The sequence below is a fragment of the Actinoplanes sp. NPDC000266 genome (assembly GCF_042899005.1).
In the GTDB taxonomy this organism is placed as follows: Bacteria; Actinomycetota; Actinomycetes; order Mycobacteriales; family Micromonosporaceae; genus Actinoplanes.
In genome coordinates, this window is sequence record NZ_JBIAZI010000012.1 from 95,996 (window position 1) to 110,451 (window position 14,456).

Annotated in this window: 15 protein-coding genes; 8 read left to right on the forward strand and 7 right to left on the reverse strand. The window is 72.1% G+C overall.

Annotated elements, in window-relative coordinates:
• Positions 1-57 precede the first annotated feature (57 nt).
• Positions 58-798, forward strand: coding sequence for an SDR family oxidoreductase (locus ACFY36_RS39760; RefSeq protein ID WP_499751070.1), 741 nt, complete (start codon positions 58-60; stop codon positions 796-798).
• Here ACFY36_RS39760 and ACFY36_RS39765 read toward each other — a convergent pair.
• Genes ACFY36_RS39765 through ACFY36_RS39785 form a run of 5 tightly spaced genes read right to left on the reverse strand, consistent with a single transcriptional unit; the run spans position 758 to position 5,201 of the window.
• Positions 758-1,609, reverse strand: a complete 852-nt coding sequence (locus tag ACFY36_RS39765) for a helix-turn-helix transcriptional regulator (RefSeq protein WP_499751071.1) — start codon at positions 1,607-1,609, stop codon at positions 758-760. The genes ACFY36_RS39760 and ACFY36_RS39765 overlap by 41 nt on opposite strands.
• 11 nt (positions 1,610-1,620) lie before the next feature.
• Positions 1,621-2,541: an SDR family oxidoreductase gene (locus ACFY36_RS39770; RefSeq protein ID WP_499751072.1), complete on the reverse strand. Its 921-nt coding sequence runs from the start codon at positions 2,539-2,541 to the stop codon at positions 1,621-1,623.
• A 29-nt stretch (positions 2,542-2,570) separates the two neighbouring features.
• Positions 2,571-2,945 carry a sigma-70 family RNA polymerase sigma factor family protein gene (locus tag ACFY36_RS39775; RefSeq protein WP_499751073.1) on the reverse strand — a complete coding sequence of 125 codons (375 nt, stop codon included), beginning with the start codon at positions 2,943-2,945 and terminating at the stop codon, positions 2,571-2,573.
• A complete protein-coding gene (locus ACFY36_RS39780) occupies positions 2,929-4,290 on the reverse strand; it encodes an NAD(P)/FAD-dependent oxidoreductase (protein WP_499751074.1) in 1,362 nt (453 codons plus the stop codon). The genes ACFY36_RS39775 and ACFY36_RS39780 overlap by 17 nt, the downstream gene beginning before the upstream one ends.
• A 23-nt stretch (positions 4,291-4,313) precedes the next feature.
• The gene (locus tag ACFY36_RS39785; RefSeq protein WP_499751075.1) at positions 4,314-5,201 is read right to left on the reverse strand and encodes a sigma-70 family RNA polymerase sigma factor; all 888 of its coding nucleotides are present in this window, start codon (positions 5,199-5,201) and stop codon (positions 4,314-4,316) included.
• A gap of 76 nt (positions 5,202-5,277) precedes the next feature.
• Here ACFY36_RS39785 and ACFY36_RS39790 point away from each other — a divergent pair, with 76 nt between their 5' ends.
• The 4 genes from ACFY36_RS39790 to ACFY36_RS39805 are packed head-to-tail and all read left to right on the forward strand — an operon-like array spanning position 5,278 to position 7,598.
• Complete coding sequence (locus ACFY36_RS39790; protein WP_499751076.1) at positions 5,278-5,991, forward strand: alpha/beta hydrolase; 714 nt, start codon at positions 5,278-5,280, stop codon at positions 5,989-5,991.
• Positions 5,988-6,701, forward strand: coding sequence for an alpha/beta fold hydrolase (locus tag ACFY36_RS39795; protein ID WP_499751077.1), 714 nt, complete (start codon positions 5,988-5,990; stop codon positions 6,699-6,701). The genes ACFY36_RS39790 and ACFY36_RS39795 overlap by 4 nt, the downstream gene beginning before the upstream one ends.
• Positions 6,698-7,051, forward strand: coding sequence for a DoxX family protein (locus ACFY36_RS39800; RefSeq protein ID WP_499751078.1), 354 nt, complete (start codon positions 6,698-6,700; stop codon positions 7,049-7,051). The genes ACFY36_RS39795 and ACFY36_RS39800 overlap by 4 nt, the downstream gene beginning before the upstream one ends.
• A 4-nt stretch (positions 7,052-7,055) precedes the next feature.
• A complete protein-coding gene (locus ACFY36_RS39805; protein WP_499751079.1) occupies positions 7,056-7,598 on the forward strand; it encodes a GyrI-like domain-containing protein in 543 nt (180 codons plus the stop codon).
• On the opposite strand, the gene ACFY36_RS39810 is transcribed toward ACFY36_RS39805, so the two are convergent.
• Complete coding sequence (locus ACFY36_RS39810; protein WP_499751080.1) at positions 7,582-8,235, reverse strand: GNAT family N-acetyltransferase; 654 nt, start codon at positions 8,233-8,235, stop codon at positions 7,582-7,584. The two genes, ACFY36_RS39805 and ACFY36_RS39810, sit on opposite strands and share 17 nt — an antisense overlap.
• Before the next feature lie 181 nt (positions 8,236-8,416).
• Here ACFY36_RS39810 and ACFY36_RS39815 point away from each other — a divergent pair, with 181 nt between their 5' ends.
• The 3 genes from ACFY36_RS39815 (at position 8,417) to ACFY36_RS39825 (ending at position 11,065) form a co-directional block, all read left to right on the forward strand.
• Positions 8,417-9,793 (forward strand): glycosyl hydrolase family 18 protein, encoded by a 1,377-nt coding sequence (locus tag ACFY36_RS39815; RefSeq protein WP_499751081.1) that lies wholly within the window; start codon positions 8,417-8,419, stop codon positions 9,791-9,793.
• Between the two features lie 59 nt (positions 9,794-9,852).
• Positions 9,853-10,350 carry an LURP-one-related/scramblase family protein gene (locus tag ACFY36_RS39820; protein WP_499751082.1) on the forward strand — a complete coding sequence of 166 codons (498 nt, stop codon included), beginning with the start codon at positions 9,853-9,855 and terminating at the stop codon, positions 10,348-10,350.
• A gap of 70 nt (positions 10,351-10,420) precedes the next feature.
• Positions 10,421-11,065, forward strand: coding sequence for a hemerythrin domain-containing protein (locus tag ACFY36_RS39825; protein WP_499751083.1), 645 nt, complete (start codon positions 10,421-10,423; stop codon positions 11,063-11,065).
• On the opposite strand, the gene ACFY36_RS39830 is transcribed toward ACFY36_RS39825, so the two are convergent.
• Positions 11,046-14,333, reverse strand: a complete 3,288-nt coding sequence (locus ACFY36_RS39830) for an ATP-binding protein (RefSeq protein WP_499751084.1) — start codon at positions 14,331-14,333, stop codon at positions 11,046-11,048. The genes ACFY36_RS39825 and ACFY36_RS39830 overlap by 20 nt on opposite strands.
• Between the last annotated feature and the right edge of the window lie 123 nt (positions 14,334-14,456).

Consider the following 14,456-nt stretch of genomic DNA (forward strand, 5'->3'; position numbering starts at 1 on the left):
GGGACCCCCGTGGTCCTAGGGGCGAACGCAGTCGCCAGGACCACGGAGGACCGAACTATGAAGATCGCTGTCATCGGCGGCACCGGGCTCATCGGCTCGCAGGTCGTCAAGCGCCTCAACGCCGAGGGCCACGAGGCCGCGCCGTACTCGCTGTCGAACGGGGTCGACCTGGCCGGGAACAAGGGGGTCGCGGAGGCCATCAAGGGCGCCGAGGTCGTCGTCAACCTGACGAACTCGCCGACCTTCGACGAGGCCTCCGCGGTCTTCTTCCGCGAGACCATGGAGAACCTGCTCGACGAGGCCGAGGACGCCGGCACCCAGCACATCGTCATCCTGTCGATCGTCGGCGTCGACCAGGTGCCGGACCTCGCCTACTACCAGGCGAAGGTGTTGCAGGAGAACCTCCTCGGGCAGCAGGAGAAGATCCCGTACTCGGTCGTGCGGGCGACCCAGTTCTTCGAGTTCGTCAGCGCGGCCATGGCGTGGACCTCGGACGAGAACGCGGTGCGCCTGCCCTCGACGCTCGTGCAGCCGATGGCCTCGGCCGAGGTGGCCAAGGCGGTGGCCGGCGTCGCGGTGGGCGATCCCCTCATGGGGGTACGGAACTTCGCCGGTCCGGAGGTCTTCTCGCTCGACGAGCTGGGCCGCGTCACCCTGGCCTTCCAGGGCGACCGGCGCCCCGTCGTCGTCGACGAGAGCGCCGGCCTGTTCGCGGCGGTGTCCGGCGACGCCATCATCGCCAAGGACGACGCCGTCATCACCACGACGCGCTACCAGGACTGGCTGCTGTCCCGATGACCGACAGCAGCCGGAGCCGTTCCTGCGAAAGTGAACCGGGGTTCGCGGTGTAGACGACGAGCTGCTGCGACCGGTCCGGGTCGACGAGCCGCTGGCAGTCCAGCTCCAGCGGCCCGACCTCCGGGTGCAGCAGCCGCACCGGCCCGCAGTACGGGCCGGCCACCGGGTGTCCCCGCCACAGCCCGGCGAACGACGGGCTGGCGGCCAGGAGGGCGTCGACGATCGCTCCGGCCCGGGAGTCACGGCCGTCGCGGGTGTACGAGGCGTGCAGGTCGGCGACGATGAGGCGGCTCTGCTCGTCCCACTCGTCGCGGGGGTGGAGCGAGCGGGTGGCCGCATCGGTGAACCACCGGTAGTGCTTGCTGCGCTCGAGTCCGGTGTAGATGCTCTCGTCGCCGACCAGGGCCACCGCCAGGCGTGTCTGCAGCAGCGTCTCCCCCAGATGGGAGACCACCATCGCGGCCGAGTCCTGAAGGCCGTCGAAGACGCGCATCATGCCCGGGTTGACGTGCTCACTGTCGACCGCGCGGCGCGGCGTCGCGTAACCGGCCAGCTCGAAGAGATGGTCGCGCTCCTCCAGCGAGAGGCGCAGGCCGCGGGCGATCGCGGCCAGCATCTGCTCGGACGGGTGCGGGCCACGCGGCTGCTCCAACCGGCTGTAGTAGTCGATCGACATGTCGCTGAGCACCGCGACCTCCTCGCGGCGCAGGCCGCGGGTGCGCCGCCGCTGACCGCGGGGCAGCCCCACGTCCTCGGGTTGCAGGGCCTCCCGGCGGGTGCGCAGATATTCGGCGAGTCGGGCGCGGTCCATGTCACTGCCTTTCAGACGCTCACACCGAGGGCGTAGTCCCACAGACGGGCTGCCGCGCCCTCGTCGCGCGCGGACTTGTAGATGTCGAGCTCGGCCGGCCCGCCTTTGAACTGCCCGAAACCGTCCGGGCCGTAGAGCCGGCCGCCCTTCGCCTCGGGGCTCGTGGCGGCGTACTGGATCGGAAGGACCCCGTGGGCGACGTCCTGGACCAGGATTCCCCAGCGGGCCAGGCGGGCCATGATGGCCTCGTGCGGCGCCGGCTTGGCACGGCCCAGGTTGGGCCCGGCCGCGTAGAGACCCGTCAGTGTGGTGCCCGGATGGGCGGCGTTGCTGACGATGCCCCACCCCTCGGCCGTGCTGCGGCGGTCGAGTTCGAGGGCGAACATCAGATCCGCCAGCTTGGAGTTGTTGTACGCCTTGACGGCGGAGTACGACCGCGAGGCCTGGAGGTCGTCGAAGTCGAGGCGGCCCTGCCGGGCGGCGCTGCTGGTCACCGTGGTCACCCGGGCCTCGCCGGCCCGCAGCAGCGGCAGCAGGCGGTGAGTGAGGACGGCGTGGCCGGCGAAGTTGGTGCCGAACTGGAGTTCGAGGCCGTCGGCGGTGGTGTGCCGGGTGGCCGGGGCCATCACACCGGCGTTGTTGACCAGGATGTCGATCGGCCGTCCCTCGTCGAGCAGGTCGCCGGCGAGGGTGCCGACCGACTTCAGCGAGGCCAGGTCGAGCGTGCGCAGCGAGACGTCCGCCCCGGGCACCTCGTCGCGGATGGTGCTGAGGGCGGCGGCGCCCTTCTTGGTGTCGCGGACGGCGAGCAGGACCTCGGCCCCGCTCGATGCCAGCCGGGTGGCCAGGGCCAGGCCCACGCCGCTGTTGGCGCCGGTGACGACGGCCCGCTGGCCGGTGAGATCCTGCGAACGCAGACTAACTTTCTTCATGACGACAAGGCTCACGCGGCGACCGATCGTCAACCATGTTCTGTGGTGACATGCCACCGGGCCAGCTTCGCCGGGTTGAGCACGATCCACAGGGCCGACACGAGACCGCCGTCGGATTCGGCCGCGACCACCGCCTCGGCCCGGCCGGCCCGGCGCAGGGCCAGGCCGGACCGGCCGTTCACGGACTCGACGGTCAGGACGCCGCCGGGGCGGCACAGGAGCACGGAGACGAGCCCCGCCACGTTCTCCGAGCCCCGGACAGGGTTGAGCGCCGCGAGGACCGCCCCGCCGCCGTCGCACATCGCGACGGCGTCGTCGTGCAGGGCGGCTCGCAGCGCCGCGATCTCCCCCGTCCGGCAGGCGGCTAGAAACCCGCGCACGACGTCGTCATGCGGAGGGCGCATGTTCGAGCGCCGCCGGCGCCTCGGGGGACGCCAGGGCGGGCACCTCGCCGCCGGTGACGAAGGCCTGCCGCGGATGCTGCACCGAGGCCAGCGAGACGATGTCGCGGCCGAACAGCGCGGCGGTGATCCAGACGAACAGGACCCGCACCTTGCGCTCCCAGCTGGGCACGGCCAGCACGTGGTAGCCGCGGTGCATCACCCAGGCCGGGAAGCCCTTGATGACGATGCCCCGCCACTGGAAGATGCCCCGCCCCAGGCCCAGGGTGGCCACGACACCGAGGCTGTGGTGCAGGTACTCCTTCGGCGCCCGCCCGCGCAGCGAGGCCACCAGGTTCCTGGCCAGCAGCTTGCCCTGGCGCACGGCGTGCTGAGCATTCGGCACGGTGGCCGAGCCGGGCAGGGCCAGGTCGGGAATGGCGGCGTCGTCACCCGCGCCCCACGCGTCCGGCACGAACGCCTCATCGGTGCCGACGCGCAGATCGGGCCGGACCATGAGCATGCCGCGCCCGTCGACCGGCAGGTCGGTGTGGTTGCGCACGAGCGGGCTCACCGCGTTCCCGACGGTCCACACGATCAGGTCGGAGTCGAACTCCTCGCCCGTCGACAGGACCACGTGGCCGCCGTCGGCCGACTGGAGCACCGAGTTGAGGTGGATGTGGGCGCCCCGCTTCTCCAGCGAGCGCACCACCCACTCGCCGGGCTTGTCGGTCACCTCGGGCAGGATCCGGTCGCGGGCCTCGACCAGGTGGAACGAGATCTCGGCCGGGTCGAGCTCCGGATACTTCCGGGCCAGCGCGGTGGCCAGCGACAGCAGCTCGCCGAAGCCCTCGACACCGGAGAATCCGCCGCCGACGAACGTGACGGTCAGCAGCCGGCGGCGCTCCGGGCCCGGCTCGAGCGTCGACGCGCGGTCGAAGTTGGTCAGCATCCGGTCGCGGATCGCCACGGCCTCTTCGACGTGCTTCATGCCGATCGCCTGCTCGGCCACGCCCGCGATGTCGAGCTTGCGCGTCACGGCGCCGGCGGTCACGGCGATGATGTCGTACGGGAAAGCGAATTCCGGCCCCTCGGCCGGCCGGATCGTGGCGGTCTTGTGCTCGTGGTCGACCTTCACCACCGTACCCGAAATGATCTTGGTCTTCTTGAGGTGACGGCGGATCGAGACGGCGGCGTGCCGGGCCTCGACGGAGCCGGCCACGACCTCCGGGAGGAAGGGCTGGTACGTCATGTACGGGCGCGGGTCGACCACGACGACCTTCGCCTCGCCGCGCCGGAGCTTCTTCTCCAGCTTCCAGGCCGTGTAGAAGCCGGCATAGCCGCCGCCCACCACCAGGATCGTCCGCATGGGGTCCTCTGTTTCTCTCGCAGTCACCCCCTAAGACCGGACAGGCCCGGCACTTGTGACAACTTTTGCGGAACCATTTGCCAGAACACCCCGTCGATGCCCTCCGGCGTGACGCTGACGGTCAGATAGGCCGGTGTGCCGTCGGCCAGCCACAGCAGCACGGCCGTCTGGCCGTTCATCTCCAGCCACTCCAGGCGCGCGCCCTCCCACATCCAGGCCGAGAGCGCCATGAAGAACTTGGCCACCGGCAGCGGGCCCTCGACCACCCGGCGGGCGACCTTGGGGGCGCCGTTGCCGTCGGAGAGGCTGAGCACGCCCGGCGCGAGAAGCTTCTCCAGCGCCGTCATGTCACCGGAACGCGACGCGGCGAGGAAGGTGGCCAGCAGCTTCTTCTGTTCGGCGGCGGCCACCGGCGCCCGCCGCTCGTCGGCCAGGTGCTTGCGGGCGCGGCTGACCAGCTGGCGCACGGCGGGCTCGGTGGTGTCGAGGATGTCGGCGATCTGGCCGTACGGATAGTCGAAGGCCTCCCGGAGCACGTACGCCGCCCGCTCGTTCGGTTTGAGCTTCTCCATCAGCAGCAGCGTCGCGTATTCGAGGGCCTCGCCGCGCTCGGCGCCCAGATAGGGGTCGGCGCTCGTGTCGACCGGCTCGGGCAACCAGGGCCCGATGTACGTCTCGCGGCGCGCCCGCGCCGACTGGAGCTCGTTGATGGCCAGCCGGGTCGTGGTAGTGGCCAGGAAGGCGCCCGGATTGGCGACCTTGTCGCGGTCGTAGGCCTGCCAGCGCAGCCATACCTCCTGGAGCAGGTCCTCGGCCTCGCTCGCGCTGCCCAGCATGCGATAGGCGATGCCGAACAGGCGCGGGCGCACGCCGAGGAAGACCGCCGTGGCATCGTCGAGATCCGTCGTCACCTGCTCATCGTCATCCGTGCCGGAGCAATCACCAAGTTTCTGTCACAAGAACCACGGCTGCCCTGTCTGTGCTGGCATGATGCTTGTCCCCCTCGATCCGGACCGCAGGAAGCTAGAGGAGTCGCAGGCCGCGCCGGTGCCCAGGCCCGACGTCGACGAGTCGTGGGTGACGGTGGGCGACGTCGCCGTACGCCTGGTGCGGCCGCCCGGCGCCGTCCGGGTGCTGCCGGCCGTGCTGTACCTGCACGGCGGCGGATTCACGGTGGGCAACTCGGGCACGCACGACCGGCTCGTGCGGGAGATCGCGGTGGGCGCGTCGGTCGCGGTGGCGTTCGCCGAGTTCGACGGCTCGTGCTGGGCGGCGCTGGAGCAGACGTACGCGGTGGCGCAATGGATCCGGGAGAGGGGCCGTTTCTCGGGGCTGGACGGCAAGCGGCTCGCCGTGGCCGGCGACGAGACCGGCGGAGCCCTGGCCGCGGTGCTGTCGGCGACCCGTTTCCGGTTCAGCCACCAGTCGCTTTATTACCCGCGCGGACTTCCCGAGTTTGCCCTTCCGGGCACCTCGCCGGACACGTTCATCGTGGCTCGCGGCCACGACGACGAAGCCTCGGCCCTCGGGCAGAGGCTGACGACCGCGGGCGTACGGACGCGGACCGTGACCTTCGACGACGCGCCGCCCCATTTCATGATGCTCAACGCCCTGCGCTCCAGCCCCGCGGCGGACACCGCCGTGCGAACGGCGATCGACGTCCTGCGCCGGGCCTCCTATCCGGAAAGGACCGGACCATGACACCGACCGTCGTCCTCGTGCACGGCGCCTTCGCCGAGTCGGCGAGCTGGAACGGCGTCGTCGAGCTCCTGACCGCCCGGGACGTGCCGGTGGCCGCCGTGGCCAACCCGCTGCGCGGCCTGCCGGGCGACGCCGCCTACGTCCGCGACGTGGTGGCCTCCCTCGGCACGCCGGTGGTGCTGGCCGCGCAGTCGTACGGCGGCATGGTGGTCACCGAGGCCGCCACCCGGCTGCCCGCCGCGGCCGCGCTCGTCTATGTCGCGGCCTTCGCCCCGGACCAGGGCGAGTCGGCGCTCGGCCTGACCGCCAAGTTCCCCGGCCGCGCCCTGGAACCGGCGCTGACCTCGTGCACGCTGACCGCCGGCGGCACCGAGCACACCGTCCGGCCGGAGGCGTTCCACGACCGGATCGCCGCCGACCTGCCCGCGGCGACGGCCGCCGCGATGGCCGCGACCCAGCGCCCGATCACGCGGTCGGCCCTGACCGCGGGCCTGCCGTCGCCGACGCCGGCGTGGCGCTCGCTGCCGTCCTGGTTCGTCTTCGGCGACGCCGACGTCACGATTCCCCCGGCCCTGCACCGTTTCATGGCCGACCGCGCCGGCGCCAAGGGCGTCCGCGAGGTCCCCGGCGCCTCGCACTCCGTCGGCGTCTCCCGGCCGGCCGAGGTGGCCGGCGCGATCCTCGACGCGGTGGCCGCGGTCGCCGGATGATCGTCGTCCTCGTCGTCCTGGTCGCCGCCGCCGCGAACGCCTACGCGGCCGTGGCCGACTTCACCGGCTCGGGCTTCGCCACCGGAAACTCGGCCCGGGTCGGCGTCCCCGCGTCGTGGCTGCCGGTCCTGGGCGGGCTCAAGGCGGCCGGCGTGCTCGGCCTGCTGCTGGGCCTGGCCGGCGTGCCGCTGATCGGCGCCGCCGCCGCGACCGGCCTGGTCCTGTTCTTCGTGGGCGCGATCAGCTTTCATCTGCGCGCCCACGAGCACCGGTTCCTGCGCGTGACGGTCGCGTTTCTTCTCCTCAACATCGCGGCATTGACTCTCCCCCTGGTCGATGGCCGAGGATGAGGCGGTGAAGCGAGCCCACCGTGAGTTGTTCACCGCGAAGGCCGCGCCGGCCTTCGTCGACGTGCCCGCCCTGCCCTATCTGATGGTCGACGGCGCGGGCGATCCCAACGGCCCCGGCTATGAGGACGCGGTGCAGCGCCTCTACCGCACGGCCTACCGCATCCGGGCCGTGTTCAAGGCGCGCGGCGAGGTCTACTCGGTGCCACCGCTGGAGGGGCTGTGGACCGGCGTCGGCGACGGCCTCGGCGACCGGAGCGGCTGGAAGTGGACCATGATCCTGCTCCAGCCGGCCGGGGCCACGGCCGACATGATCGAGGCGCCCGGGGTGCGGCTGGAGACCTTCGAGGAGGGGCCGTCCGTCCAGGTGCTGCACGTGGGCCCGTACAAGGAGGAGACCGAGGCGATCCACCGGTTGCTCGCGTTCGCGGCGGAGCACGGCCGTGAGGTGACCGGGCGGCACCACGAAATTTATCTGAGCGACCCGCGCCGCACGGCCGGGGAGAGGCTCAAGACCATTCTGCGGTACGGCGTCAGTCCGGGTACCTGACGCCGGGAGGCGCCGCGATCAGCACGCCGGCCACCGCGCGCCAGCCGAGCTTCGCGTACAGGGCCTGACCGTCCTCGCTGGCCACCAGGATCCCGTGCTTGGCCGGCGCAACCTCGGCCAGGGCGCTCATCACGGCGCTGCCCAGCCCTCGGCGCCGATGGCCGGGCATCGTCTGGATCTTGTCGGCGATGCCGTCGGCGCCGGCGATCCCCATCGTTCCGCGGGCGCCCACCTCGCCCTCGCGGTCCAGCAGCTCGACGCGTACCACCGGGCCCTCGATCGTCGTCTCGGTCCGATAGCCGGCCGGGACCGGGACCCGCGGCTGCTCGCTCAACTCGGTCACCATGAGCTTCTCGGAGGCCTTGAGCACGACCAGCCCGGCCGCCTCGACGGCCGCGGCGGCCCGCTCCGGCTCCACGGTCGGCACGGTCAGCCAGGTGACCTCGTCCTCGCGCTTGACCAGGCCGGCCAGCCCGGCCACCGAGGCGGCCCCGTCGAGGGCGAAGTATTCGACGTCGCGCCCGAGCTGCCCGCACCGCACCCGCAGCCCCGCTCCCAGATCAGCCGCCTCGGGCAGCCCCCGGGCGACACCCCAGCCGCGCTGCCACCGAACCACCAGCTCACGAAGATCACTCACACCTCCCAGTAGATCCCGTCCGGCCGCTTCGGCGCCGCCCCGGAACGGACCGGAGACGTACCAACGAGACTTTTATGAAGTCCTATATTGACTATCATTAGTTAACCTTCCTAAGATTTGGCCGCCCGTAGTCATCCCCACGGCGCATCCCCCGCGCCGGACACGAAGGGTCGCCATCCCCATGGCCATCAGGAAAAGAAGCAGGTGGGCGGCCTCGGCCGCCGCATTCACCGTCGCCGCGGTCGGCACGATCACCGCGCTCGCCGTGCAGGGCACCTCGGAGGCCGCCGTCCTGCCGAACGGATTCAAGAGCGTCGGCTACATGCCGTCCTGGGCCGGCAGCGTCACGAGCATCCAGTACTCGAAGCTCACCCACATCAACTACTCGTTCGCGCTGCCGAACGCGAACGGCACCCTCCAGCCGATCGAGAACACCTCGAAGCTCCAGCAGCTGGTCACCCTCGGGCACCAGAACAACACCAAGATCTCGCTGGCCATCGGCGGCTGGAACGACGGCAACGACTCGGCGTTCGAGTCGCTCGCGGCCAACTCCGGCACGCGGACGACGTTCGTCAACACCGTGATGAACACCGTCCGTCAGTACAACCTGGACGGTGTCGACATCGACTGGGAGTACCCCGACCCGGGCACCTCCGGCAACAACTACACGGCGCTGATGCAGCAGCTCAGCACGGCCCTGCACAACGAGGGCAAGCTGCTCACGGCCGCGGTCGTCAGCGAGGGCAACACCGCCAACGGCGTCCAGCCGGCCGTCTTCGGCTACGTCGACTGGCTCAACATCATGGCGTACGACGGCGGCAGCCCGCACGCGAACTACGACTGGTCGATCGCGAGCGCCAACTTCTGGAAGAACCGGGGCCTGCCGAAGGCCAAGACCGTGCTGGGCGTGCCGTTCTACAGCCGGCCGGGTTATTTGACGTACGCCCAACTGGTCGCCCAGGACCCGGCCAACGCCAACCGCGACTGCACCGCCTCCGGTGAGTGCTACAACGGCCTGCCCACGATCCGGCGCAAGACCCAGTGGGCCCTGGCCAACGCCGGCGGCATCATGAACTGGGAGCTGTCGCAGGACGCCACCGGTTCGAACTCGCTGGTCAGCGCCATCTACGAGACCGTCATGGGTGGCGGTGGCCCGACCACCCCGCCGCCGTCGGGCCGCACGGGCCGCATCACCGGGATCGCCGGCAAGTGCGTCGACATCGCCTCGGCCAGCAGCGCCAACGGCACAGCGGTTCAGCTGTACGACTGCAACGGCACCACCGCGCAGAACTGGACCATCGGCACCGACGGCACCATCCGCGGCCTGGGCAAGTGCCTCGACGTGAACGCCGCCGGCACGGCGAACGGCTCGCTGGTGCAGATCTACGACTGCAACGGCACCGGCGCCCAGCGCTGGACGGCCCAGTCCAACGGCACGCTGCTCAACGCCGGCAGCAACAAGTGCCTGGACGCGTCGAACAACAGCTCGGCCAACGGCACCCGCCTGCAGATCTGGGACTGCTTCGCCGGCGCGAACCAGCGCTGGGTCCTGCCGTAGAAGAACAGTCGTGGCGCGGCCCGCTTTCGCCGCGGCGGGCCGCGCCGCACACTTGGTACATGTATGTGATCAAGGAACGCTTCTTCTCCATCGGCGACGACTTCGACGTCGAGGACGAGAACGGCAACCGGGTCTACCACGTCGACGGCAAGGTCCTCAGCGTCCGCAACCGGGTCGTCATCGAGGACACCAACGGCGACGAGGTCGCGTCGGTCCATCGCCATCTCGTCGCGCTGCGCCCCACGTACGAGATCCGGATCGGCGGCGAGAAGGCGGCCGAGGTCCGGAAGAAGCTGTTCACCCCGTTCCGCGAGAAGTTCACCATCGACGTGCCCGGACCGGACGACCTGGAGATGAAGGGCGACCTGCTCGACCACGAGTACGTCATCGAGCAGGACGGCCGCGAGGTGGCCGCCGTCTCCAAGCGCTGGCTGACCATCCGCGACACGTACGCGGTGCAGGTCTCCGAGGGTGTGGATCCGCTCCTGATCCTGGGCAGCGTGCTCGCGCTGGACCTGGCGCTCGAACGCTCGAAGGCCGGCGAGTCGGATGACTGACAACGGCAGCGCGGCGGCTCTTTAAGTGGCCGTTAGGCCGGCGGAAGGCGGCCGGGGGCACGGTGCCGGCATGAACAACGAACCGACCGGGCTTCTGCTGGCCCACCGCGCCATGCTGAAGGACCTCGACCGCCTCGCCGGCCTGACCGCCTCCCTGGCCACCTCGGGCACCCGGCTCGACCGCAAGCGGGCCACGGCGATCGCCGATTACCTGAACGACTTCTGCGACAGCATCCACCACCATCACAGCGCCGAGGACGACGTGCTGTGGCCGGTCCTGGAACGTTCGGCCGGGGCCCATGTGGACCTCACCGAGCTCACCGACGACCACGCGGTGCTCGACCCGAAGTTAGCGCGCGTTCGCACCGGCGCGACGGCGTTGCGGGACGTACGGATCGTGCCGGCCGAGTTGGCGGCCGACATGAAGGACCTCCGCGACACCCTGCACGAGCACATCGCCGACGAGGAGCGGACGATCGTGCCACTGATCAAGCAGTACGTCACGGACGACGAGTGGAACCGGGTCGAGGCGTCGATCCGGAAGCGGGGCGCCAAGATGACGTTCGAGGTGCCCCGGATCCTGGCCGTCAGCACGCCGGCCGAGCTGGCCGAGGCGAGGAAGGACGGCGGCCTGCCGGTCGCTGTCATGATCAAGGTCTTCCCGTTGACGTTCCGCAAGCGCGAACGGCTGGTCTTCAGCCCCGCAGGGACCTGATCAGCGCCTCCGACGAGACCGCGTACGCCGGGTCACCGGTCAGCGCGTGCAGCGCGGCGTCGACCGGCCCGGCGTAGAGGGTGCCGGAGTCGAGGCCGGCGACGCGGCCCGCGAACGGCAGCAGATCGGCGGCGATCCGGCGGCCGGTCTCCTCGTCACCGAGGCGGGCCGCCGCCAGCCCGCGCAGGGTGGTGAAGCCGAGCCAGTAGTAGTTCCGGTCGATCTGCTGCCGGCCCTGCCAGACCAGCCGGGCGGCGGCGACGTCACCGGCGTCGAGCAGGGCCAGGACCAGCGCGTCGGTGACCCGGCCCGGATAGACGGCCTCGATCGCGGTCAGCTCGTCGCGCAGCGGCGCCAGATCGCCGCGCGCCATGCCGGCGCCGATCCGGCCGACGGTGGCCATGGCGGCCCCGTTGAGCGCCCCGTGCTCGGCGAGGCGGCGGCTGACCTCGGCGTAGCGCTCCTGCGAGGCGCCGATCCGCCCGGCCAGCAACTCCAGCAGGGCTTCGAAGATCCCGACGACCGCGAGCAGCCCGCTGAGCTGCCCGGTCGTCGACCGCGCGACGGCCAGCCCCATCTCGGCCCGCGCGACGGCGAGATCGGTGCGGGCGGCCGAGTCGAGGAAGAGCAGCCAGTGCGCCACCGCCTCGTGGTCGATCTCCCCGGCCGCGACCGCCGTCGCCAGATACTCCCCGGCCACGGCCCGGCGCTCGTCGCGCAGATCGGGGCCGAGCGCCGCGTACGCCCGGACGTTCAACGCCGCGCACAGAAGCCGAGCGCCGCCCGGCGCCGTCGCCCGCTCCACCGCGTCGTGCGACGTCGCCGCATGCCTTGCCCCGCGGCGGGCCAGAGCCAGCGCCTCCTCGCTCACCTCGGTCGCGGCCGCGTCGTCGTAGCCCTCCCACTCCCGGAAGAGCGCGAGCATGAGACGCACCCGGACCGCGTCGGGATGCCGGCCGGCCAGCTCGCGCCGGATCGCCGCGACCTTGGCGGCGGACGGCTCGCGGCCGTCGCGCGTGGTCCAGATCAGCGGGGCGTCCCACGCGATGAGGGTGGCGAGGTCGTCCCCGCCGTCCAGATAGATCGCCCGCGCGCGGACGATGTCGCCGGCGCGGGCGTGGGCGGTCACCGCTCTCGCCACCAGCGCGGGCTTCCCCATGGTGGCGCGGGTGCCGCCCAGCTCGTACAGCCGGAGCGCCTCACGCCACTGCGCAGCCGCCTCCCGCCACGATCCGGCGCGCTCGGCGCCGGTCGCCGCGTTGATCGCGTACGGAACGGCCTCACCCGCCGTAGCCGGATTGGCGGCGGCCCCGGCATGGCGTGACAAGGTGGCGGCATCGGCCGTCCCGTCGAGCACCTCCAGGGCCCGGCTGTGCAGCCGGGCCCGCCGCAGCAGCGGGGTGTCCTCGTAGAGGGTGTCCCGCACCAGGGCGTGGGTGAACCGCACGCGCCCCGGCACGGGTTCGTCGAGCAGCCCGGCCAGGATCGCCGTCTCCAGCGCGTCGAACAGCTCGTCCGGTTCCCGTCCGGCGACCTCGGCCAGCACGTCCACGTCCGCTTCCCGCCCGAGAACCGCCGCCTGCCGCAACGCGCTGGTCACCGTGTCCGGCAGCCGCGCCACCCGCCGCCGCAGCACTTCCCGCACCCCTTTGGGCACCGCCGTCTCGGCCGCCCGAGCCCCCTCGGACGCGATCAGCCGCGCGAGCTCACGAACGAAGAGCGGGTTTCCCTCCGTACGCTCCGCGACCAGCGCCAACAGCTCCGGCCCCGCTTCCTCGAGCCCGTAGCGCCGCGCGAGCTCGGCCACCGCGCCCGCGTCGAGCCCACCGAGAGTGAGGTGGGCCGCCGTGACGGAGAGAAGCGCCCCGATCGTCGCCTCCAGCTCGTCACCGAGGTCGCCCGTGCGGTAGGTCAGTAACACGAGGACCTGCGTACCCTGCGCCACCACCTGCCGTACGAGTTGAAGGGTGAGGTCGTCGGCCCGGTGCACATCGTCGAGGAGCACCACGGCCCGCGCCCCGGCCAGCTCCGCCGCGATCCACCGCCCGAGACGGAACGGGTTGGGCGGCTCGTCCGCGTGCAGGAGGTCGACACCGAGCGCCTCCGACCACGCCCATCCCGGAGGCGCCCCGTCCACCTCCGGGCACCGGCCCGACCGCCCCTGCCAGCCGGCCTCGACGAGCCCCGCCACGGCCGCCTCGGCCAGCGTCGTCTTCCCCGCCCCGGCGTCACCACCGACCAGGACGACCCGCGCCCCACCCCGCGTCACCTCCCCGGCGGCCAGGGCGATCGCCGCGAGTTCCGCTTCCCTCCCCCACGCGGCCGGAGAACCGCCCACTGCCACGCCGGTCGCCGCCGGCGCTCCGCCGACCGATGGTGCCGCGCGGGCCGTGTCCGGCGCGGGCGCGGGCTCCGTCGCGGCGGGTGTGATGATCAGGGGAGCCGGGCCGGCGAGGGTGGCGGCGTGGGACAGGATGCCGGACTCCAAGGCCCGTAGCTCCGGGCCCGGGTCGACGCCCAGCTCGCCGGCCAGGTGATCCCGGGCGCGGCGCAGGACGGACAGGGCGTCGCCCTGCCGGCCGCTGCGGTAGAGGGCGAGCGCCAGCAAGGAGACCGCGCCTTCGCGGGCGGGGTGGTCGCGCACGTGGCGTTCCAGCTCGGCCACCACCAGCGCCGGGCGGCCCAGGTCCAGGTCGGCCCCGGCTCGGGACTCGATGGCCAGCAGGCGCAGTTCAGCGAGGCGGGCGGCCTCGGGGGCGGCCCAGGGCTCGTGGGCCACTTCGGCGTACGCCTCGCCCTGCCAACAGGACAGCGCCTCGGTGAGGAGCGCGTGCCGTCCGGGCGGCGGGGCCGTGGCGGCCCGGCGCACCAGGGCGGTGAAGTGCCAGGCGTCGACGGCCTCCGGCGGAAGGCGCAGCGCGTATCCGGGAGGGGCACTGACCAGGACCGAAGCGGGGCTACGGCGGGGGCGGCCGGGTTCGAGCGCGCGGCGCAGATGGGAGATGTGGACCTGAAGGGTGGCGAGGCCACGGGCCGGCACGTCGGCGCCGCTCCACAGGTCGTCGACGAGCCGGTCGGCCGACACGACCTCGCCGCCGGCCACCGCGAGCCGCGCGAGCACGGCCCGTGGCCGAGGGCCGCCGAGATCCGCGGCGGGCGGTGGTGTGAGGCCGCCCACGGCGGATGACCGATTTATGGGCACATAGTTCACGGTCGCGCGCAGGGGGCCGAGCACGAAGAGCCTTACGGCCGGCGCCAGGTCTGCCACGTCTCCCTCTCCGCGGGGCCATGCCTACCAGGCACAAACTACCCGGGGCGCGGCCCTCGGCGGCCCACCGATCGGGTGGATCGGCGCTCGGCGGGACGGCCGGGACGTTCGTGGAGTCGGGCC